General features: G+C 63.0%; 18 protein-coding genes. 9 read left to right on the top strand and 9 right to left on the bottom strand.

Annotation, left to right across the window (positions count from 1 at the left end; all coding sequences use genetic code 11):
- Positions 1–93: 93 nt before the first annotated feature.
- Together BJD99_RS18950 and ptsP are read right to left on the bottom strand one after the other, a co-directional pair.
- Positions 94–1,359 carry a uracil-xanthine permease family protein gene (locus tag BJD99_RS18950; RefSeq protein WP_084348971.1) on the bottom strand — a complete coding sequence of 422 codons (1,266 nt, stop codon included), beginning with the start codon at positions 1,357–1,359 and terminating at the stop codon, positions 94–96.
- Positions 1,360–1,388: 29 nt separating this feature from the next.
- Complete coding sequence (ptsP, locus tag BJD99_RS18945; RefSeq protein ID WP_084348704.1) at positions 1,389–3,119, bottom strand: phosphoenolpyruvate--protein phosphotransferase; 1,731 nt, start codon at positions 3,117–3,119, stop codon at positions 1,389–1,391.
- A gap of 144 nt (positions 3,120–3,263) precedes the next feature.
- Between ptsP and BJD99_RS18940 the strand changes: the two genes are divergently transcribed.
- Genes BJD99_RS18940 through BJD99_RS18925 form a run of 4 tightly spaced genes read left to right on the top strand, consistent with a single transcriptional unit; the run spans position 3,264 to position 7,389 of the window.
- Positions 3,264–4,031: a DeoR/GlpR family DNA-binding transcription regulator gene (locus tag BJD99_RS18940; RefSeq protein ID WP_084348703.1), complete on the top strand. Its 768-nt coding sequence runs from the start codon at positions 3,264–3,266 to the stop codon at positions 4,029–4,031.
- Positions 4,028–5,050 carry a 1-phosphofructokinase family hexose kinase gene (locus tag BJD99_RS18935; protein WP_084348702.1) on the top strand — a complete coding sequence of 341 codons (1,023 nt, stop codon included), beginning with the start codon at positions 4,028–4,030 and terminating at the stop codon, positions 5,048–5,050. Before BJD99_RS18940 ends, BJD99_RS18935 begins: the two co-directional genes overlap by 4 nt.
- Positions 5,051–5,060: 10 nt before the next feature.
- Positions 5,061–7,094, top strand: a complete 2,034-nt coding sequence (locus tag BJD99_RS18930) for a fructose-specific PTS transporter subunit EIIC (RefSeq protein ID WP_084348701.1) — start codon at positions 5,061–5,063, stop codon at positions 7,092–7,094.
- 37 nt (positions 7,095–7,131) lie between these two features.
- Positions 7,132–7,389, top strand: a complete 258-nt coding sequence (locus BJD99_RS18925) for an HPr family phosphocarrier protein (protein WP_084348700.1) — start codon at positions 7,132–7,134, stop codon at positions 7,387–7,389.
- Positions 7,390–7,401: 12 nt separating this feature from the next.
- Here BJD99_RS18925 and BJD99_RS18920 read toward each other — a convergent pair whose 3' ends face one another.
- The 5 genes from BJD99_RS18920 to BJD99_RS18900 form a co-directional block, all read right to left on the bottom strand.
- Entirely contained in the window at positions 7,402–8,445 is a 1,044-nt protein-coding gene (locus BJD99_RS18920; RefSeq protein ID WP_084348699.1) for a hypothetical protein, read from the bottom strand.
- 4 nt (positions 8,446–8,449) lie between these two features.
- The gene (hflX, locus tag BJD99_RS18915) at positions 8,450–9,988 is read right to left on the bottom strand and encodes a GTPase HflX (RefSeq protein WP_084348698.1); all 1,539 of its coding nucleotides are present in this window, start codon (positions 9,986–9,988) and stop codon (positions 8,450–8,452) included.
- Positions 9,989–10,183: 195 nt separating this feature from the next.
- Positions 10,184–11,053 carry a diaminopimelate epimerase gene (gene dapF, locus BJD99_RS18910; RefSeq protein WP_084348697.1) on the bottom strand — a complete coding sequence of 290 codons (870 nt, stop codon included), beginning with the start codon at positions 11,051–11,053 and terminating at the stop codon, positions 10,184–10,186.
- 39 nt (positions 11,054–11,092) lie between these two features.
- Positions 11,093–11,995, bottom strand: a complete 903-nt coding sequence (gene miaA / locus BJD99_RS18905) for a tRNA (adenosine(37)-N6)-dimethylallyltransferase MiaA (RefSeq protein WP_084348696.1) — start codon at positions 11,993–11,995, stop codon at positions 11,093–11,095.
- Entirely contained in the window at positions 11,992–12,729 is a 738-nt protein-coding gene (locus tag BJD99_RS18900; RefSeq protein WP_179142415.1) for a class III extradiol dioxygenase subunit B-like domain-containing protein, read from the bottom strand. Before BJD99_RS18900 ends, miaA begins: the two co-directional genes overlap by 4 nt.
- A 223-nt stretch (positions 12,730–12,952) precedes the next feature.
- On the opposite strand from BJD99_RS18900, the gene BJD99_RS18895 reads away from it, so the two are divergent.
- On the top strand, positions 12,953–14,422 hold the full coding sequence (locus BJD99_RS18895) for a DUF349 domain-containing protein (protein WP_084348695.1): 1,470 nt from the start codon (positions 12,953–12,955) through the stop codon (positions 14,420–14,422).
- 7 nt (positions 14,423–14,429) lie between these two features.
- On the opposite strand, the gene BJD99_RS18890 is transcribed toward BJD99_RS18895, so the two are convergent.
- Both BJD99_RS18890 and miaB read right to left on the bottom strand, forming a co-directional pair.
- Positions 14,430–15,035: a hypothetical protein gene (locus BJD99_RS18890; protein WP_143542232.1), complete on the bottom strand. Its 606-nt coding sequence runs from the start codon at positions 15,033–15,035 to the stop codon at positions 14,430–14,432.
- Complete coding sequence (miaB, locus tag BJD99_RS18885) at positions 15,023–16,540, bottom strand: tRNA (N6-isopentenyl adenosine(37)-C2)-methylthiotransferase MiaB (RefSeq protein WP_179142414.1); 1,518 nt, start codon at positions 16,538–16,540, stop codon at positions 15,023–15,025. The genes BJD99_RS18890 and miaB overlap by 13 nt, the downstream gene beginning before the upstream one ends.
- A 221-nt stretch (positions 16,541–16,761) precedes the next feature.
- Between miaB and BJD99_RS18880 the strand changes: the two genes are divergently transcribed.
- The 4 genes from BJD99_RS18880 to BJD99_RS18865 all read left to right on the top strand — a co-directional run bounded on the left by BJD99_RS18880 (position 16,762) and on the right by BJD99_RS18865 (position 20,050).
- Positions 16,762–17,490 carry an amino acid ABC transporter ATP-binding protein gene (locus tag BJD99_RS18880; RefSeq protein WP_179142442.1) on the top strand — a complete coding sequence of 243 codons (729 nt, stop codon included), beginning with the start codon at positions 16,762–16,764 and terminating at the stop codon, positions 17,488–17,490.
- Positions 17,491–17,563: 73 nt separating this feature from the next.
- Positions 17,564–18,397: a glutamate ABC transporter substrate-binding protein gene (locus BJD99_RS18875; protein WP_084348692.1), complete on the top strand. Its 834-nt coding sequence runs from the start codon at positions 17,564–17,566 to the stop codon at positions 18,395–18,397.
- A gap of 94 nt (positions 18,398–18,491) precedes the next feature.
- Positions 18,492–19,169 carry an amino acid ABC transporter permease gene (locus tag BJD99_RS18870; RefSeq protein ID WP_084348691.1) on the top strand — a complete coding sequence of 226 codons (678 nt, stop codon included), beginning with the start codon at positions 18,492–18,494 and terminating at the stop codon, positions 19,167–19,169.
- Positions 19,169–20,050 carry an amino acid ABC transporter permease gene (locus BJD99_RS18865; protein ID WP_084348690.1) on the top strand — a complete coding sequence of 294 codons (882 nt, stop codon included), beginning with the start codon at positions 19,169–19,171 and terminating at the stop codon, positions 20,048–20,050. The genes BJD99_RS18870 and BJD99_RS18865 overlap by 1 nt, the downstream gene beginning before the upstream one ends.
- The last annotated feature ends 49 nt before the right edge of the window (positions 20,051–20,099 follow it).

Below are 20,099 nucleotides of genomic sequence, written 5' to 3'. Positions count from 1 at the left end.
CGCCGGTGAACTGACGTGATTCGAGCCTACGGCCGAATTGGTCACACAGTCGATGACCGAGCCGCGCGGAATCGGTGACCGAAGGTAGTGCCGCTATCGGCGCTGTGTGCGAGAAAGGGCGCGCAGCACGGGATAGCCGACCAAGATTCCGACCGATCCCCAGGCGATACCGCCGAGTTCCACCGACCCAACCGTCAGCGTCAGATCGCCGATGCCGGCAACGATGGCAGCAGCAACGACAACGAGGTTGACGGGATCTGTGAAGTCGACTTTGCTGTCCGACCAGATCCGCACACCCAGCAGCCCGATCAGTCCGTACAGAACCAGTGTCGCGCCACCGATGACTCCGTCCGGGACCGTGAATACCAACGCGCCGAATTTCGGCGAGAACGCGAGCACGACTGCCGTCACCGCGGCCACCCAGTAGGCCGCGGTCGAGTACACGCGGGTCGCCGCCATCACGCCGATGTTCTCGGCGTAGGTCGTCGTGCCCGAGCCACCCGCAGCACCTGCCAGCGTCGTCGCCAATCCATCTGCGATGAGTGCGTCTCCGGCGAGGTCGTCGAGTTTCTTACCCGTCATTGCCGACACTGCTTTGACGTGGCCGACGTTCTCGGCCACGAGAACGATGACGACGGGTAGTGCGATGAGTACGACGGACAATTCGAACGTCGGTCCACGGAATTCGGGAATACCGATCCACTCCGCAGCGCGCATCGCGTCGAGTTTGACGTCCGAGATCTGCCCTGACACAGCAGCGAAAACCCATCCGACGATGACTCCGACAAGGATTCCGAGGCGTCCGAGCAGTCCCGGGCCTGCGACGGTCACCAGGAGGATCGCCGCGAGAGTCACCGCGGCCACGAGTGGCTGCGCCTCGAACGACGACGTCGCTGCGGGAGCGAGGTTGAGTCCGATGAGAACGACGACCGCACCTGTGACGACGGGAGGCATCACCGCTTCGATGAGTCGTCCGCCCGCGAACTTGACGACCAATCCGACGAGTGTCAGCACGACGCCCACGGACATGACGGCGCCGAGTTGCGCGGCGGGGCCGCTCGCCTGTGCCGCACTGAGTGGTGCGATGAAAGCGAACGAGGATCCGAGATAGCTGGGGATGCGCCCCCGCGTGATCACGAGGAACAACGCGGTACCGATGCCCGAGAACAACAGGGTCGTGGTGACGGGAAATCCGGTTACCGTCGGAACGAGCAACGTGGCGCCGAACATGGCGATGACGTGCTGCATACCGATACCCACGGTTCGCGGCCACGACAGGCGCTGGTCCGGTGCCACAACTGCCCCTGCCTCGACGTTCTTGCCGTTGCCGTGCAGGGTCCATCCGAATTGTCTTCTCACGGGTTCGAATCCTAGGGCCTGCCGCTTCGTCACTCGTTCAGGATCGACGCTGCCGCCTCGCGTGCCGCCGTGGCACTGTCGGTCTTCGACGCGACCGCGGCCGCGCGCTGGCACTGCTCGAGCGTGACCGTGGACAATTTCGCCCCTACGTGTGCGACTGCGGCAGACGCAGCGGACAGTGACGTGACACCCAGGCCCACCAGGACGCACGCCAACAGTGGGTCGGCGGCGGCCTCGCCGCATACTCCAACCGGCTTGCCCACGGCCATACCGGCCTTCGCGGTGTGAGCGACCAGCGCGATGACCGCCGGCTGCCACGGATCGGTCAGCGATGCGAGTTGGGAGGACATCCGATCGGCGGCCATTGTGTACTGCGCCAGATCGTTCGTTCCGATCGACAGAAACTCCACATGCTCGAGAATGTGCTCGGCGAGCAACGCCGCGGCCGGGACCTCGATCATGACGCCCGGAGTCAGGCCCCTCTCGCGGACGTCGGCGGCGAATGCAGCCGCTTCGGCCGCGGTGGCAATCATGGGGGCCATCACCCAAGGACTCGAATTGGTGGCCGCAGCGGCCGCAGCGATCCCGTCGAGCTGACGATAGAGAATTCCTCTGTCCTGCTCAGCGATTCGGATGCCACGAATACCCAGTGCAGGGTTGGCCTCGTCCGGATGATTGGCGAAGCGCAAGGGCTTGTCCGATCCGGCGTCGAGGGTACGAACGACAACCTTGTGTCCGGCGAACGCATCGAGCACTTGACCGTAGATTTCGGCCTGCTCATCGACGGTAGGTTCCGAGTCGCGGTCCAGGAAGCACAATTCGGTGCGAAAGAGTCCGATCCCGTCGGCGGCCGTCTTCCTCGCTGCGCGAGCTCCCGCGCCGTCCTGAACGTTGGCAAGGATGTCGACTCGGTGGCCGTCGGCTGTGACTCCGGGCCCTGTCCATTGGGACACCCGATCCAATTCGTCTCGAGCCGAGTCCACCGAGGCTCTCGCGAGGGTCGCATCGGGCTCGAGCACGATATCGCCGGTTATTCCGTTCACCAGAGCGCGAGCACCTTCGGTAACGTCGTCGAGCCCCGTGACCGCCACGACGCACGGGATACCGAGCTGGCGCGCAATGATCGCGGTGTGACTTGTCGGTCCACCGAGCGATGTTGCCAGTGCGAGAACCAGACCCGCATCGAGTCCCGCCGTGTCGGCAGGCGCCAAATCGTCGGCGAAGAGCACAGAGGGCGTCTCGGGAGTCGGAACCCCAGGCTCGGAAATCCCCAGTATCTCGGCGATAACGCGGTCGCGGATGTCACGCAGGTCGGTCACCCGCTCGGCCATCAGTCCGCCGAGCTTGGTGAACATGGCGATGAACTGCTCGGTTGCGGCGACTGTTGCCGAAGTTGCGAGAGCGCCCTTCGCGATGAGTTTCTCGGCGGCGCCAATCCAGCCTCGATCCTGGGCCATCGCCGCATTTGCCGAGAGCACTTCCGACGCTGCTCCGGTGGCCAGTTCCGCACGGGCACGCAGTCTCGCCGAAACATTCGCCGCGCTCGAACGGAAACGTTCGAGTTCGGTTCCTCGCTCCGCCTCGTCGACGACAGTTGTGTCGACGGGGACGTCAGGACGCTTGCCCGGGCGGATGACCGGGCCGTATCCGACACCCGGGACTACCGGTGTTCCATGCAGAACCGACGAGCCCGACAGCGTCAGGGCTTCTCCTGCAGCCGTGGCACCTTCTCGTGTATCGGCTCGAAGCGATCCCGCCATGCGTCCTCCTCGGTTTCTGGAACAAGTGTGGTCTAGCTCGTAGATCTACTACTGATGTGACTGAGATTACTCTTTGCTCTTGACATGTCAACACATACGGGCGTAAAACAACATAAACCAACAATAGTTCGGAGGGAGGCGCAGGTGTACGCAGAAGAGCGCCAGCAAGCAATCGCCGAGGTGATCAGCAACCGCGGTCGAGTCTCCGTTTCAGATCTGTCGACCACATACGGCGTGACGACCGAGACCGTTCGACGCGACCTTGCCGTCCTCGACCGCCTCGGGGTTGTCCGAAGGGTCCACGGTGGAGCAGTACCGGCATCGGCCTTGACCGCCACCGAACCGGGCGTCGGCGAGCGTGAGTACACGCGGGCCGAGCAGAAGGACGCAATAGCGGTCGCAGCTCTTGCCTACCTCCCGCTCAACGGGGGTAGCGCCGTGTTCGATGCAGGAACCACCACCGGTCGACTCGCCGCCCTTCTCAGCAACGACCGCGAGCTGACACTCATCACCAATTCGGTTCCCATTGCTGCTCGGGTCGCACCACTGTCGGGGGTGAGTCTTCGCGTTCTCGGCGGTCGAGTCCGCGGTACGACACAGGCCGCCGTGGGCGAGGAAGCGTTGTCGGCGTTGGAATGGCTGCGCGTCGATGTGGCATTCATCGGGACCAACGCACTCAGTGTGGGGCACGGGTTGTCCACGCCCGACAGTGACGAGGCCGCCGTGAAACGAGCGATGGTGCGCACCGCCAACCATGTCGTCGTGCTGTCGGATTCATCCAAGATCGGCCGCGAGCACCTCGTCAGCTTCGGTCGCCTGGACAACATCGACGTTCTGATAACCGACGACGAGATCGACGAAACGGATCGTAAAAGTTTGACCGACAACGGAATCGAGGTCGTGATCGCATGATCGTCACACTGACAGCCAATCCGAGCATCGACCGGACAGTCGTGCTGGACTCCGAACTCGTCCGCGGCGGGGTGTATCGAGCGCGGGCATCGGTCAGCGATCCGGGCGGAAAGGGGGTCAACGTGGCCCGGGTCCTGACCTCGTCCGGTGTGCAGGCGATGGCCGTCCTACCTGCAGCGCCGACGGATCCGCTCCTCGCTGCGTTGGAGGCGAAAGACGTCCGTTACTGCGCTGTACCGACGAGCGGACCGGCTCGAACCAACATCACCATCAGCGAACCTGGTGGAACAACGACCAAGATCAACGAACCTGGGGCAACCCTGACCGTAAACACTCGGCAGGAATTGTTCGATGCCGTTCTCGATCTGGGCCGGGACGCCGCATGGGTCGTACTGTCCGGATCGCTTCCGCCCGGCATCCCCACCGACTGGTACGCAAGCATCGTGCGGGCGCTGCGCAATACACAGTCGAAGGTAGCGGTCGATACTTCCGACGCGCCGCTCCTCGCGCTCGCTGCTTCGTTCCCCGGTTCGGCTCCGGACGTGGTGAAGCCGAACTCCGAGGAGCTGGCTCAACTCACCGGAGCGAATGCCGAAGAATTGGAACGCGCTGCGGCGGCGGGCGATCCGACGGCCACGGTCACCGCCTGCCGGATACTCCTTGATCGTGGAGTCGGTGCGGTACTCGCGACGCTCGGTAGCGCGGGAGCGGTACTCGTCTCCGCCGAGGGCGCATGGTTCGCGACCCCACCTCGGATCGAGGCCCTCAGCACCGTGGGGGCGGGCGATTCATCGCTTGCCGGCTACATTTTGGCCGATATCGAACGATGCTCGGGTGCGGACAAACTCCGCCGAGCCGTTGCCTACGGCACAGCAGCTACCGCTCTGCCCGGCACGACGTTGCCGACACCGGAACAAGCTCGCCCTGAATCGGTGACAGTGCGGGCGCTCGATTCACCGCCCACCAGCTCGACTATCCCCCCGACCTCATCCCCCACCCGTTCGTCGACACACTCCTAGGAGCGAAGTCATGTCCACACCAACCAGTGATCCCGCGATCATCGCGGAGGAGCTCATCCTCCTCGATGCCGATCTCGGCGCCTCCAAAGATGCTGTCATCGAACGACTCTCGGAGCTACTCGCCACAGCCGGTCGTGCGACCGACGCGGCCCCGCTCCGCGAAGCGGCCCTGGCTCGCGAGGCTCAGTCCGCTACCGGCTTACCAGGCGGGATCGCCATCCCACACTGCCGTTCAGAGGCAGTCACCTCGGCATCCCTCGGTTTCGCACGGCTCGATCCCAAGGTCGACTTCGGAGCACCCGACGGTCCTGCAGACCTGGTGTTTCTGATCGCCGCCCCCGCGGGTGCCGGCTCAGCCCATATGAAGCTGCTCTCCAGTCTGGCTCGCGCCCTGGTCAAGCCAGAGTTCGTCACCGCGCTTCGGGACGCACCTTCGCCGGCCGACATCGTCGCACTGGTAGACGGCGTCATCAACCCGGCGGCAAAGACCCCTGCGAAGGCTGCGGCAACTTCCGTTCCAGAAGCGTCGACCCCGGCGGCCACCCCTAGTGCCGCCAAGCACATCGTGGCGGTGACGGCATGTCCTACCGGGATTGCCCACACTTATATGGCTGCTGACTCTCTCGTCGCCGCCGGTGAGCGCGCTGGGGTCACCGTGCATGTGGAGACGCAGGGATCGAGCGGTAGCACTCCCCTCGATCCGGCTTTGATCGAGAGCGCCGAGGCCGTCATCTTCGCCACCGATGTCGGCGTCAAGGGCAAAGAACGATTCGCGGGCAAGCCCGTCGTATCCTCGGGTGTCAAGCGCGCGATCAACGAACCCGACGTCATGGTGACCGAGGCATTACGTGCCGCCGAAGATCCCGATGCCGCACGAGTTTCCGGAACTGCGGCAGCAGCGGGATCGGCCAGCACCGGCGCAGGTGAATTGGGCTGGGGCACACGCATCCGGCAGATCCTGTTGACCGGCGTCAGCTACATGATTCCGTTCGTCGCAGCGGGTGGTCTGCTGATCGCTCTCGGCTTCCTGCTGGGTGGATACGAGATCAAGGATGTCGCCGAGGACATCGTCGTCAACAACTCCCTCACCTCGCTTCCCACCGGCGGGCTGACCGCGTATCTCGGCGCAGTACTGTTCCAGATCGGCGCGTTGTCGTTCAGCTTCCTGGTGCCTGCACTCGCCGGCTACATCTCGTATGCCATCGCCGACAGACCCGGTCTTGCGCCGGGCTTCACGGCAGGCGCTGTCGCCGTGCTCGTCGGTGCGGGCTTCATCGGTGGTCTCGTCGGCGGTCTGATCGCAGGCTTCGTCGCACTGTCGATCAGTAGGTGGAAGATCCCGACGGTTCTCCGCGGTCTCATGCCTGTCGTCATCATTCCACTGTTCGCCACGTTGATCGTCGGCGCCATCATGTTCCTCGTGCTCGGCAAGCCGCTTGCCGCCATCACCAGCGGACTGACCAACTGGCTCAACGGTCTGACCGGCAGCTCGATCATCATCCTCGGCATCATCCTCGGCCTCATGATGTGCTTCGACCTAGGCGGACCGGTCAACAAAGCTGCTTACGCGTTCGCCACCGCAGGTCTTTCCGTCACCGACACCGCGTCGCTTCGCATCATGGCCGCAGTGATGGCGGCAGGAATGGTTCCCCCTCTTGCTCTTGCCCTGGCGTCGGCCGTCCGCCCCAAGATCTTCACCGAGGCAGAACGCGAAAACGGCAAGGCTGCATGGTTCCTCGGTGCTGCATTCATCTCCGAGGGCGCCATTCCGTTTGCCGCAGCAGACCCGCTGCGCGTCATCCCGTCGATGATGGCAGGTGGAGCGGTCACAGGCGCTTTGGTCATGGCGATGGACGTGACACTCAGTGCGCCACACGGCGGAATCTTCGTATTCTTCGCCGTCGGCGGCATCCTGTGGTTCCTGGTCGCCCTGGCGGCAGGCACGATCGTCTCGGCAGTGCTGGTCATCGCAGCGAAGCAGTTCGTCAAGGGCAAGAACTCGCCCACCGAGGCAGAGCTCGACCCCGATCTCGTCACCGCCTGATCGACCACCCCCGCTACACACAACCAAGGAGCACTCCATGCCCAGCACCACAGTCACCGTCGGATCGTCCATCGGCCTGCACGCGCGCCCCGCAGCCCTCATCGCGGACGCCGTTGCCGAAGCAGGCGTCGACGTCACCCTCGCGGTGGAAGACCAGGAGCCGGTCGACGCCGGATCCGCACTGATGATCATGACCCTCGGCGCCACCAAGGGGACCGACGTAGTCGTCGAGAGCGAGGATCAGGCAACACTCGACAAGATCGTGGCGCTGGTCGCCGCCGATCTGGACGCCTGACGTCCCTCCGCGTCACCGGCGGCGTGCAGCCCTGACGCCGTAGGCGACAGACAACATAACGAGAACACCCGCGACGGCCATCGCACCGAGTACCCATCGGTTCTTCGATTCGGCCTCGGTGCCGGCCGTCGCGAGTTGTGTATCGGTACGTTCGGCGGTCACCAGATCGGTTGCACCACGAAGCATCTGTATAGGGGGTAGCGGCCCGGCCGCTGCATCCGACGAGACTGCCTCTGACGCGACGAGTAGGTTTCCATCGGAATCGAAGGCAAGCGCCTCACCCTGGGGCTGCTGGGGCGCCGCGACAACGACGGGGTCGCTCCCGAGGGCCTCCACAATATTGCCGCCGTGGACGCCGAACAGGTAGAGATCGTTGTACGTTCGGATCGCGACAACGGTACCGTCAGCACTGGTCGCCCCACCGGTGGCCAAAATCGAACCAGCAACGAAGGGCGGACCACCGGGAGTTGCGGTGCGCTCGAAGGCCAACTCGCCCACCTTCCGCAGTGGCGTCGGACCTGGTGAAGACAACTGATCGACGGTCGTGTCACCGACAGGGACGTAGATCCCACTGACTCCGGAAAGCTCCTTGGTCACCACGACCGGCCGTCCCGACGGCTCTATCAGCAGCGTCTCCGCGTCGTGCGGTCCGTCCGGATACGTCAAACGATGCAGTTCACCCGCACCGGTCGAGGGATCCATACCGGTGATCGCGATGGTGTCGCGGCGCGCACGGTTGTCCCCGGTATCGGAAAGCCACAGGCGTCCACCGTGAGAGGCAAGATCTTCGACATCGTAGGGATCGACAGGAACGTCGAGCCAACGCACGACTACACATTGTTCATCGAGGACAGCCAACCGATGATCGGTACCGCTGTCGCCGATCGCATAGAGCACACCGTCGATCGAAGTCAGACCGGAAAGCTCTTCGAGGCCCGGATCCACGGGGCTGCAATATGTTTCGAATTGCGCGCTGCGAACCTCGGGTGCCGCACCCGCTGGTGCGGCCCCGAGGAGTACACACGAGAGCGCCCCCGCAATCACAATCGACCGCATCGACTCAGGCAGGAGCCACTGCAGCGTCGACGGCGAACTCGGCGAGCACCGAGGCGAGCGCTGTAGGCACCCGAGCCTCGACGCGTGTGCCGTCGGCCTCGTGCGAGGAATGCGTGATTCGGCCTTCGGTGTGGATCCGAGCGACGAGATCGCCGCGCGTGTACGGCACCAGAACGTCAACCTGCGCTTCCGGCCAGGCAAGGACTTCACCGAGATGATCGCGCAGCTCTTCGATTCCCTCGCCCGTCCGTGCAGAAACGAAGCGCGCTCCCGGGAACAAACCACGGAGTTGAGTCAACTGCACCGGATCTGCGGCATCGATCTTGTTGACCACGATCAGTTCCGGCGGCATCTTGGACTCGCGTTCCTTGACGACGTCCATGATCACCTCGCGAACTGCGGTGATCTGATCCACGGGAAGCGGATCGGAACCGTCGACGACGTGCAGCAACAGGTCGGCGTCCGTCACTTCCTCCAACGTCGAACGGAAGGCTTCCACCAGCTGGGTAGGCAGATGCCGCACGAATCCGACCGTGTCGGTAAGCACGATCGCGCGGCCGTCTTCGAGCGTCGACCTGCGAGAGGTCGGGTCGAGGGTGGCGAACAGTGCGTTCTGTACCAGCACGCCCGAACCGGTGAGCGCATTGAGCACACTCGACTTGCCTGCGTTCGTGTACCCGACGATCGCGATGGACGGCACGGTGCTCTCGAGGCGACGCTCACGCTTGGTGTCGCGGGCCTGCTTCATGCCCTTGATCTCACGGCGAAGTTTGGCCATACGCTCACGAATGCGTCGCCGGTCGGTTTCGATCTTCGTTTCACCGGGACCACGAAGTCCTACCCCGCCATTGCTTCCCGCCCGGCCACCTGCCTGACGAGACATGGACTCGCCCCAGCCGCGAAGCCGAGGGAGCATGTACTCCATCTGTGCGAACGCCACCTGCGCCTTGCCCTCGCGCGAGGTCGCGTGTTGAGCGAAGATATCGAGGATCAACGCCGTCCGGTCGATGACCTTGACCTTGACGACCTTCTCCAGTGCATTGAGCTGAGCCGGGGTCAGTTCACCGTCACACACCACGGTATCGGCGCCTGTCGCCACGACGACATCGCGGACCTCTTTGGCCTTACCGGAACCGATGTAGGTCGCCGCATCAGGCTTGTCGCGTCGCTGAACGAGCGCTTCCAGTACTTCCGATCCTGCAGTTTCGGCCAACGCAGCCAGCTCGGCCATACTGGACTCCGCTTGGGCTGCGGTGCCGCTGGTCCACACGCCGACCAAGACGACTCGTTCGAGCCGCAACTGCCGGTACTCGACCTCGGTGACGTCCTCGAGCTCGGTGGACAAACCTGCCACACGACGCAAGGCAGTACGTTCTTCGAGCTGCATGTCACCAGCGGATGGCGAAGACTCGTCGTCAGCGGGGAGCGGTGATCGGGCGAGTCGACGCGACCAGGCATCGGACTCCTGCCGAGTCCACGACGAACTTTGCTCAGCTCCACCGTCCTGCGCGGCGGCAGGCTCAGCGGAGTCGCGCTCAGCCATGTCCGGCCCAGAAGGGTGCTGCTCAGAAGGGTGCTGCTCAGTGAGGGATTGCTCAGTGAGGTTCTGCTTCACTGAATCCTGCTGTTCTGAATCCGTTATTTCGTCATTCCTCGAGTCGGAATCGCTATCGATTCGATGTGTGTTGGTCCTACACCGTCAATGATCCACTAAATCCCCAGCGCATGCACGTGAGATTCACGCACGCTCGCGCCACCACTGGTCATCGATGGTGCCGTTCGCCAACAGCACCGACGGCCCGCGAAGCGATGCCCCCTCGTCGTCGATCGACACCGTCACTTCGCCGCCTGGCACACCTACCACCACTCGACCGGAATCGAGACCCTCGTACGACAACGCTGCCGCTGCTGCTGCAACCGTGCCGGTCCCGCATGAACGCGTCTCCCCTACGCCGCGCTCGTAAACGCGCATGTCGACGCGACCGGATTGCAGTCGGGTAAGGATTTCGACGTTGGCCCCCGCGGTGAAGAAACCGCCGTCCAGTTCCGGAGGTATTGCCAGATCGAGCAAACGTAGTGAAGTGATGTCGGCGGCCGGGTCCACGCACGCAAGATGGGGATTTCCGACGTCGATTCCGATTCCGTCGTATCGGCGTCCACCGAGGGTCGTACTGCTGGCACCCATCAAGTGGACTTCGCCCATGCCGACGGTGACGTCCGCGGTGGTGTCATCGAAAGCGTGCACCGTGACCGGTCTCGCGCCGGCCCTGGAACCGACCACGAAACAGTCGCTCGATTCGAGGCCGTTCGCACGCAGGTAGTGCGCAAATACCCGAACGCCGTTGCCGCACATCTCGGCGATGCTGCCGTCACCGTTTCGGTAGTCCATGAACCAGTCCGTGGGTCCGACGCCCGAGGGCAAGCGGTCGAGGACCCCTGCATCGCGAAGACGCCCAGCGCGTGAGACCCGCAGTACTCCGTCTGCTCCGAGGCCCTGTCTGCGATCACACAGTGCCGCTACGCGGATACGAAGTAGCTCGATCTCGACATCCGGATCGTGCAGCACGAGAAAATCGTTCTGCGTTCCGTGCCCCTTGGCGAAATGCATAGCGCGAAGTCTACGGGTGTGCTGCTTTCAACCTCCGACCTAACCTCCGACTATGGCCAGTGCGGAGTCGCGCAGAGCTGGATCGGCGCCGTCGAGCCAGTCGATGCGCGGATCCCGACGGAACCACGATCGCTGACGACGGACATAACGACGAGTTCCGATGAAAGTCCGCTCGCGCGCGAAATCCAGATCGCACTCCCCAGCGAGATACTCGAGCACCTGGGCGTACCCGATCGCGCGCGGAGCAGTGACCCCCTCACGCAGTCCGACGCCGACGAGGTGTTCGACCTCCCCGACCAGGCCGGCTGAAAACATCAGGTCCGTCCGGGCAGCGATGCGCTCGTCCAATTCGGTCGTGTCCCGGTCGACCCCGAGAAGTTTCGTCCCCCAGCGCGGCTTCCCGATCTTCGGCGCGGACGCGGCAAAAGGCTTACCGGTGATCTCGACTACTTCCAACGCACGGACGAGCCTGCGGCCGTCGGTGGCCAGGATCGATGCGGCGGCTTCCGGGTCTCGCTCTTGGAGCGCTCGATACACCGCATCGGTTCCGCCGTCCGCCAGTATCTGCTCCCATTTCACCCGGACCTGCGGATCGGTGGCCGGGAACGTCCACTCGTCCAGCAAGGATTGGACGTACATCATCGAACCTCCGACGATGATGGGAACGCGGCCGCGCGACAGGATGGCGTCCACCTCCCTGGCAGCGGCATCCTGATATCTCGCGACTGTGGCTGTCTCGGTCACATCGAGGACATCGAGCAGATGGTGCGCGATGCCGCGCCGCTCGTCCAACGGCAGTTTTGCAGTACCGATGTCCATTCCGCGGTACTGCTGCATGGCGTCGATGTTGACGATCTCACCGTCCAATACCTCGGCCAGCTCGAGGCCCAGATCGGACTTCCCCGTCGCGGTTGGGCCGATCACGGCAATCGGCACCCTCACAACGACTCCCCAGACAACGACTCCCAAGTACCGACGAAATAACCGACGCCGAAAGGAGCGCCTCGGTAGAGTGTTCTCGGCCGCACCTCGCTCTCACCCACGATCCCTGCCAGGGTCTGCCACGCAGCAGTGCCTTCCACGCCGACGCCTGCACACAACTGTCGATCGAGCCCGGTAAGCGCATCGATATCGGCGTGTGCCAGCGCATCATCGATCTGTTTCTGTACCTCTTCCGCGCGTGGGTCGAAGGATCCGGGGGCCTTCGCCGTCAGCATCGTCGACCCGTCTGCCACCACCAGTAATCCCCACGGCTCCGTGCTGTCATCGATCGACTTTCGGAGTGCGCGGCCGATGCTCACACAGCTCTCGCGTGGCGTGTCTCGCCCTACCAGCTGCACATCGACAACCGCGTCCGGGGCACTGTGGTCCCGAATCCACCCCGCTACCAGCGCAGCCAAGGGAATGGTCGAATCGACCTCCGCCGTGGCGCCAGCAGGTGAGAACGCAACTCTCACATCGACCCCGTAAGCGGCGAAGCTTCCACGTGAGACCGAAGGAACGGTACGGGTTTCATCGTGCACACCCAGCGCAATCCAGCGGTCCGCGAGCGCACCCAGTACGACACCGGCCTCGAGCGTCGCGGTTCGAACCGCGAGCGCTTCCGAGACAGAGCGTCCGGTCAACTCGGGAACCAGGATTGGGGGCGACGGCACGATGGCTACTGCAGACAACACGGCGCCAACGCTAGTCGCTCGTATCCAGGTACCACCGACACGGCGGCGAAATGCCCGACGGCGACGCGTAGAAGCGTCTGACCTGTTTGAATGGTGAGCACGGTAGGCATCGAGTGTCGATGGTGTCCACTGCGTCGACGGTGGCACCGGATAGTCGGAGTGTGTCCACCGTGACTTTCAGCGCGATAGAGGCAGCCGTGACGCGCGGCAGAGATGAGGAACAATGTCCGATCTTGGCGACACCACCAGCGGAACCACCGAGCAGCCCGCCCAGACACCTGGAGCGAGCACCCCGACGGCCCCAACACCGACCAACCCAGCACCGACTGCCGCAACACCGAGTGCCCCGAAGCCAGGAGCACCCAAGCCTGGGGGCCCGAAACCGGGAGCACCCAAACCAAGGATCGACGGCGGGGTTGCCAAACCTCATCCGGTGTCTTCCCACGTCTCGTCGGTCGTCCCGACGATCGCACCGCCGAGCGATCCCAGCAAGTTCGGCCGAGTGGACGACGACGGCACTGCCTGGGTGAAGACCGCGGACGGCGAACGACAGATCGGATCGTGGCAGGCAGGAGACGCCGCCGAAGGTCTCGCACACTTCGGACGGCGCTACGACGACCTTTCCACCGAGGTCGCTTTGCTCGAAGCCAGGCTCACCGCGGGTTCCGGAGATGCGAAGAAGACGAAGGCAGCAGCCTTGGCCTTGCTCGAAACGCTTCCCACAGCCGCAGTGATCGGCGACATCGCAGGCTTGCACGACCGCCTGGAAATCGTCGTCGAGCACTCCGAGGCCGCTGCAGCCGTCGCGAAGCAGGAGAAGGATATCGAGCGCGCCGCGCACACTTCCCGCAAGGAAGAGTTGGCAACCGAGGCCGAGCAGATCGGTAGCGAATCCACGCAATGGAAAAATGCCGGCGACCGTCTCCGAGAAATTCTCGACGAGTGGAAGACGATCCGCGGAGTGGACCGCAAGGTCGACGATGCTCTGTGGAAGCGTTACTCGAAAGCCCGTGAAAACTTCAATCGCCGTAGAGGCGCTCACTTCGCCGACCTCGATCGCGAGCGGGGTGCCGCGAAAACTCGCAAGGAAGAACTGGTCGAGCAGGCTCGGGCCCTCTCGTCGTCGACCGATTGGGGTCCCACGGCCGCCGCCTTCCGCGATCTGCTCGTGGACTGGAAAGCTGCGGGCCGCGCGCCTCGCGACGCCGACGATGCACTGTGGAAGGACTTCAAAGCCGCCCAGGATGTGTTCTTCGCTGCGCGCAATTCTGCGGCGTCCGAGCGTGACGCGGAATTCGAATCGAATGCGACCGCGAAAGAAGAACTGCTCGCGAAGTACGGCAGCATGAATCCCAGTAGCGACCTCGATGGGGCGCGCGCGGCTCTGCGTGACCTTCAAGAGAAGTGGGACGCTCTGGGCAAAGTTCCGCGGGACAAGATGACGGAACTCGAAGGCCGCTTACGCGCCCTGGAAAAGTCGGTTCGGGACGCGGTCGACGCACAGTGGCGACGCACCGATCCGGAGGCGTTGGCCCGTGCCGCTCAGTTCCGCGAGCGCGTCGCTCAGTTCGAAGAGCAGGCCGCCAAAGCTCGAGCGGCAGGCAAGGACAAGGACGCCAAGCGTGCGCTCGAGCAAGCGCAGCAATGGCGCGAGTGGGCCGAAGCGGCAGAAGGCGCCGTCGGCGAGATGTAAGACGAAGTCAGAGCTTGCGGTCGGTCGGACGCCCGAGAATGGGTCCGCCCCACCGTGAGTTCTGCTCGTTCTCGGCCGCCGCGACGCGTCGACGTTCTTGTGCGGCCAACTGCGCGTTGGTTTTGTTCCACACGGCCTTCAGCCACTGGAACGTCAGGACGACCACCGCGATCCACGCGATGATGAGACCGATTCCGGGCCCGCCGCCCGTAGAGTCGGTCGGCAGTGTCTGCCTCGACCAGATCGACAGCATTCCGAAAACCGACGCTATTGCGCAGCCGCTGAGCGCTATCCACGCGAGTGCCCACACCCTGGTGACGAGGGCGAGGACCGAGAGCACCACGCCGAACACTGCAACGAACCCGACGAAGATTCGGGACGGCAACGCGATGGATTCACCGAGCCCCTTGTCACTGCCGGACAGGACGTCGAATCCGGTAGCAGATCCAGCATGCGGCAACACGAAAGTGACCAGCAACACGAGAACCAGTACAGCGACCACCACCGCACGCGCTCCTGGGTCGAGCACCGAATCGATCTTCCGCTCCGCGGTGTCGTAATCGGGTGCGCTGCCGTCTTCGCTGCTGGGCCTCGACTTGGTCATGCGCTGCATCCTGTCACTACGGGCGCTGGTGCCGGGACGCCGACAGCCGGCAAGCCCAACCCGACGCCGATGGGGGCCGTCTTCGGGAGTATTCCGCGTTCGTACGCATCACCGGCAGTGGTGCGACGGTGCGAGACAACGCCGGTGTCGGCGATGAGATGGTAAGGAGCGGCTGCGGTGATCGTCGTGGTGACGACGTCACCGGGCCTTATCTCGGCAACCTGGTGGTCCTCGGCTCGAAAGTGAACGAGTCGCCCGTCCCTGGCACGACCACTTTTGCGATGAGTGGCAGCATTCTTGCGGCCCTCGCCGGTCGCGACGAGCAGTTCTACTTCGGTGCCGATGAGCTCGCGGTTGGATTCGAGGACGATCTCCTCCTGCAAGGCGATGAGCCGTAGATAGCGCTCCTGCACAATCGCCTTGGGGATCTGATCCTCCATGTCAGCGGCCGGTGTACCGGGGCGCTTGGAGTACTGGAAGGTGTACGCGTTCGCGAACTTCGCTCGGCGCATGACCTCGAGAGTCTGCTCGAAGTCCTCCTCCGTCTCACCGGGGAATCCGACGATGATGTCGGTAGTGATCGCGGCGTGCGGCATCACTTCGCGCACCTTGTCGATGATCCCGAGAAATTTGCTCTGACGATAGGACCGTCGCATCGCTTTGAGAACTCGGTCCGAACCCGACTGCAACGGCATGTGCAACGTCGGGCAGATGTTCGGCGTGGTGGCCATCGCTTCGATCACGTCGTCGGTGAACTCGGCCGGATGCGGCGAGGTGAAGCGCACCCGCTCTAGACCGTCGATCTCACCACACGCCTTCAACAGTGCTGCGAACGCGCCGCGGTCACGTGGAAGTGCCGGGTCCGCGAACGAAGCCCCATAGGCATTGACATTTTGACCGAGCAGGGTCACCTCGAGAACGCCTTGGTCGACGAGTGCCTGCACCTCCGCAAGAATGTCTGCGGGTGAGCGGTCGATCTCCTTGCCGCGTAGCGCGGGGACGATGCAGAAAGTGCAGGTGTTGTTGCAGCCCACCGAAATCGATACCCATCCCGCGTACGGGGACTCACGCTTCGCCGGCAGAGTCGACGGAAAAGCCTCCAGAGATTCGAGAATCTCGACCTGAGCTTCGTTGTTGTGACGAGCCCGCTCGAGCAGGACCGGAAGCGAGCCGATGTTGTGGGTACCGAACACCACGTCCACCCACGGGGCCTTCTTGACGACCGTGTCGCGGTCCTTCTGGGCCAAGCAGCCGCCGACCGCAATCTGCATACGCGGATTGCGCGTCTTGGCGGGCCGAAGCATGCCAAGATTTCCGTACAGTTTGTTGTCCGCGTTCTCTCGAACAGCGCAGGTGTTGAAGACCACGAGATCGGCATCGGAACCTGTGTCGGCCGGCACATAGCCCGCCTCTTCGAGCAGACCTGCCAGTCTCTCCGAGTCATGCACGTTCATCTGGCACCCGTGCGTGCGAACCTCGTAGCTCCTCTGGGTCATCTGGTCACTCGTTTCCACACTCCCAGGGTACGGCCCGACGCGACCGTCCGGCGCCGGGGATACGCGAGATTCTCGATCCATCTCCTCGGGCTGAGTGCACCGACAGTAAAGTTTCCATTACATAATCGAAGAATGTCGCGTTAACGGCGTTGTCGACGACCAAACTACGAATAAGGTTCTGCCCTATGACGCATGCCACCGACGCGCCGGCTTCCGGTGCAGTTGCCGACCGGCCCTCCATGATCTCCCTGAAATCGGTAGACAAGCATTTCGGTGATCTGCACGTCCTCAAGGACATCAACCTCGAGGTCCCTACCGGCCAGGTCGTCATCGTGGTCGGACCGTCCGGGTCCGGGAAATCGACGTTGTGCCGAACGATCAACCGACTCGAACCCATCGACTCCGGTTCCATCGAGGTCGACGGCTCGGTCCTTCCTGCCGAAGGCAAAGCGCTCGCTGCGCTTCGCGCCGACGTCGGGATGGTCTTCCAGTCGTTCAACCTATTCGCACACAAGACCATCCTCGAGAACGTCATGCTCGCGCCACTCAAAGTACGCAAGCTCAAGAAGGACGAGGCGCGCAAGGCCGCCCAGGCACTGCTCGAACGTGTCGGCATTGCAAATCAGGCCGACAAGTATCCAGCTCAGCTCTCCGGCGGACAACAGCAGCGGGTGGCGATTGCTCGCTCACTGGCCATGAACCCCAAAGTGATGTTGTTCGACGAGCCGACGTCCGCTCTCGATCCCGAAATGGTCACCGAAGTTCTCGACGTGATGACGTCATTGGCCAAGGAGGGCATGACGATGCTCGTCGTCACGCACGAGATGGGATTCGCGCGCAAGGCCGGTGACCGTGTCATCTTCATGGCCGATGGCGCCGTCGTCGAGGACACCGACCCCGACAGCTTCTTCACCGCACCGAAATCCGAACGCGCCAAGGACTTCCTGGGCAAGATTCTCGGACACTGACCGAAACTCGCTCTTTCTCGCCACACTCTCGTCGCACGTAACAACACGTGAAATCAACATGGAGGATTAACCAGTGATAATTACTCGCTCGATCCGTCTAGGGGTCGGCATCGCCGCACTCGCCGTCGTCGCTACCGCCTGTGGCGGGGGCGAAGAAGCGCGCAACGTCAGCAGCAGCGCAGAGAACGGCAACCTGATCGTCGGCATCAAGTTCGATCAGCCCGGCCTCGGCCTCCGCAACCCGGATGGTTCCTTCAGCGGCTTCGATGTCGAGGTGGCCAAGTACGTCGCGGGCCAGCTCGGAGTGTCGGAAGACAACATCGAGTTCAAGGAATCTCCGTCCGCTCAGCGCGAGACGCTCATCCAGAACGGGGAGGTCGACTACATCGTCGCTACCTACTCGATCACCGATACGCGCAAGGAGAAGGTCGGGTTCGCCGGACCGTACTTCGTCGCCGGCCAGTCTCTGCTGGTTGCCAACGGCAACACCGACATCACCGGCCCCGATTCACTCAGCGGCGGCAAGAAGCTGTGCTCGGTCACCGGGTCCACACCTGCACAGAACATCGCCGACGAATACCCAGGCGTTCAGCTCCAGCCGTTCGACACCTACTCGGCATGCGTCGAAGCACTACGCAACGGCGCAGTCGACGCAGTGACGACCGACGACATCATCCTCGCCGGTTACGCCGCTCAGTACCCGGGCGAATTGAAGGTCGTCGGCGAGCCTTTCACCACGGAGAACTACGGAATCGGCTTGTCCAAGGACGACACCGAAGGACGTAACAAGATCAACGACGCCATCGAGGAGATGGTGTCCAGCGGGGCATGGAAGACTGCGTTCGAGGAGACCGTAGGACCTTCCGGTTACCCGCTTCCGGCACCGCCGACCGTCGACCGCTACTGACGCTCGCCGACGTCGGGGCCCGGGCAACTGCAGTTCGAGTAGCCCGCCGCCCCGACGCCGGTCGAACCGCCCACGCCGATAGGACATTCCTCCATTGAACTTATTGAGCAAGTACGGCGATCAACTCGTCGACGCGTTCATCATGACGATCAAGCTGACGGTTCTGTCCGCCGTGGGTGCCCTGATCCTCGGCACGATCATCGCGGCGATGCGCGTTTCGCCTATCCCTGTCGCACGCGGCATCGCAGTTGCTTACGTCACGATCTTTCGTAACACTCCGCTGACGCTGATCATCCTGTTCACCTCGTTCGGCTTGTATCAGACGATGGGTGTCAGTCTTGCTCCGGAGAATTCGCCGACATTTCTGGTGGACAACAACATCAGGCTCGCGGTTCTCGGCCTGAGCGTCTACACCGCGTCGTTCGTCGCGGAGTCGTTGAGGTCCGGCATCAACACCGTGCCCGTCGGCCAGGCAGAAGCGGGCCGTTCTCTAGGCATGACGTTCACTCAGAACATCACGATCGTCGTTCTCCCCCAGGCATTCCGCGCTGTCATCGCACCGCTGGGCAGTGTGTTGATCGCATTGACCAAGAATACGACCATCGCATCGGTGATCGGTGTCGCGGAAGCATCTCTGCTCATGAAGACGATGATCGAGAACGAAGCCGCGATCTTCGTCGTCGGTGGAATCTTTGCGCTCGGCTTCGTCGTCCTGACGCTTCCGACCGGACTCCTGTTCGGGTACCTCAGCAAGCGATTGGCGGTGAAGTGATGAGTGATGCTGTAGCTGTTCTCTACGACGTCCCGGGGCCGAAGGCGAAACTGAGGTACCGGATCCTCTCCGGTGTTGTTCTGCTTGTCTCTCTGGGCATCGCATATCTCATCTACTTGGCGCTCGATTCCAAAGGTCAGCTGACCGCTGACAAGTGGGATCCGTTCGTCACTGCCAGCACGTGGACCACGTATCTGCTTCCCGGTATCAAGGGAACTCTGATCGCAGCTGCGCTCTCGATCGTGTTCGCGTTGATCCTCGGCGCCGTTCTCGGTATCGGCAGATTGTCCGACCATCGAGCTATCCGCGTCGTGAGCGGTGTGCTTGTCGAACTGTTCCGCGCAGTTCCGGTGCTGATTCTGATGATCTTCTTGTACGCGGTCTATGCCGAGTATCAAGTCTTCAAGGTCAGTTACCTCGCTCTGGCTGCAGTGGTGACCGGTCTTACTCTCTACAACGGCTCTGTCATCGCCGAAATCGTTCGGGCCGGTGTCAATTCGCTACCGAAGGGGCAGGCCGAAGCGGCCGACGCTTTGGGTATGCGCAAGAACCAGGTCATGCGGATCATCTTGCTGCCTCAGGCGATCACAGCGATGCTGCCGGCGATCATCTCGCAGATGGTGGTTGCACTGAAGGATTCGGCGTTGGGCTACATCATCGGCTATGTCGAAGTGGTGCGAGCCGGTCAGCAAGTCGGTGCGTTCTATGGCAACTACCTGCCCTCGCTCGTCATCGTTGCGGTCATCATGATCGTAATCAACTCGCTGCTCACCAAGCTGGCGACGGTTGTCGAGCGTCGATTACGTCAGAAGAAGCGAAAAACAGGTGGGACCGTTCTCGCAGCGTCGGACTTCGGCGGGGGCCCCGAAGGCGCAGCCTGAATTGTTGGACCGCGCTGGTCACTGGACAGGCCGGTCACTGGACAGGCTG

It is taken from the genome of Rhodococcus sp. 1163 (genome assembly GCF_002091985.1).
In the GTDB taxonomy this organism is placed as follows: domain Bacteria; phylum Actinomycetota; class Actinomycetes; order Mycobacteriales; family Mycobacteriaceae; genus Rhodococcoides.
Note: the sequence above shows the minus strand (reverse complement) of the source record. Positions and strands in the feature narration are given on the sequence as shown.

Coding starts and splice junctions, on each gene's coding strand:
- ptsP (WP_084348704.1), bottom strand. CDS start 3,119: ATGGCGGGATCGCTTCGAGCCGATACACGAGAAGGTGCCACGGCTGCA.
- BJD99_RS18935 (WP_084348702.1), top strand. CDS start 4,028: ATGATCGTCACACTGACAGCCAATCCGAGCATCGACCGGACAGTCGTG.
- BJD99_RS18930 (WP_084348701.1), top strand. CDS start 5,061: ATGTCCACACCAACCAGTGATCCCGCGATCATCGCGGAGGAGCTCATC.
- BJD99_RS18925 (WP_084348700.1), top strand. CDS start 7,132: ATGCCCAGCACCACAGTCACCGTCGGATCGTCCATCGGCCTGCACGCG.
- BJD99_RS18920 (WP_084348699.1), bottom strand. CDS start 8,445: ATGCGGTCGATTGTGATTGCGGGGGCGCTCTCGTGTGTACTCCTCGGG.
- hflX (WP_084348698.1), bottom strand. CDS start 9,988: ATGGCTGAGCGCGACTCCGCTGAGCCTGCCGCCGCGCAGGACGGTGGA.
- dapF (WP_084348697.1), bottom strand. CDS start 11,053: ATGCATTTCGCCAAGGGGCACGGAACGCAGAACGATTTTCTCGTGCTG.
- BJD99_RS18895 (WP_084348695.1), top strand. CDS start 12,953: ATGTCCGATCTTGGCGACACCACCAGCGGAACCACCGAGCAGCCCGCC.
- BJD99_RS18890 (WP_143542232.1), bottom strand. CDS start 15,035: ATGCAGCGCATGACCAAGTCGAGGCCCAGCAGCGAAGACGGCAGCGCA.
- BJD99_RS18880 (WP_179142442.1), top strand. CDS start 16,762: ATGATCTCCCTGAAATCGGTAGACAAGCATTTCGGTGATCTGCACGTC.
- BJD99_RS18865 (WP_084348690.1), top strand. CDS start 19,169: ATGAGTGATGCTGTAGCTGTTCTCTACGACGTCCCGGGGCCGAAGGCG.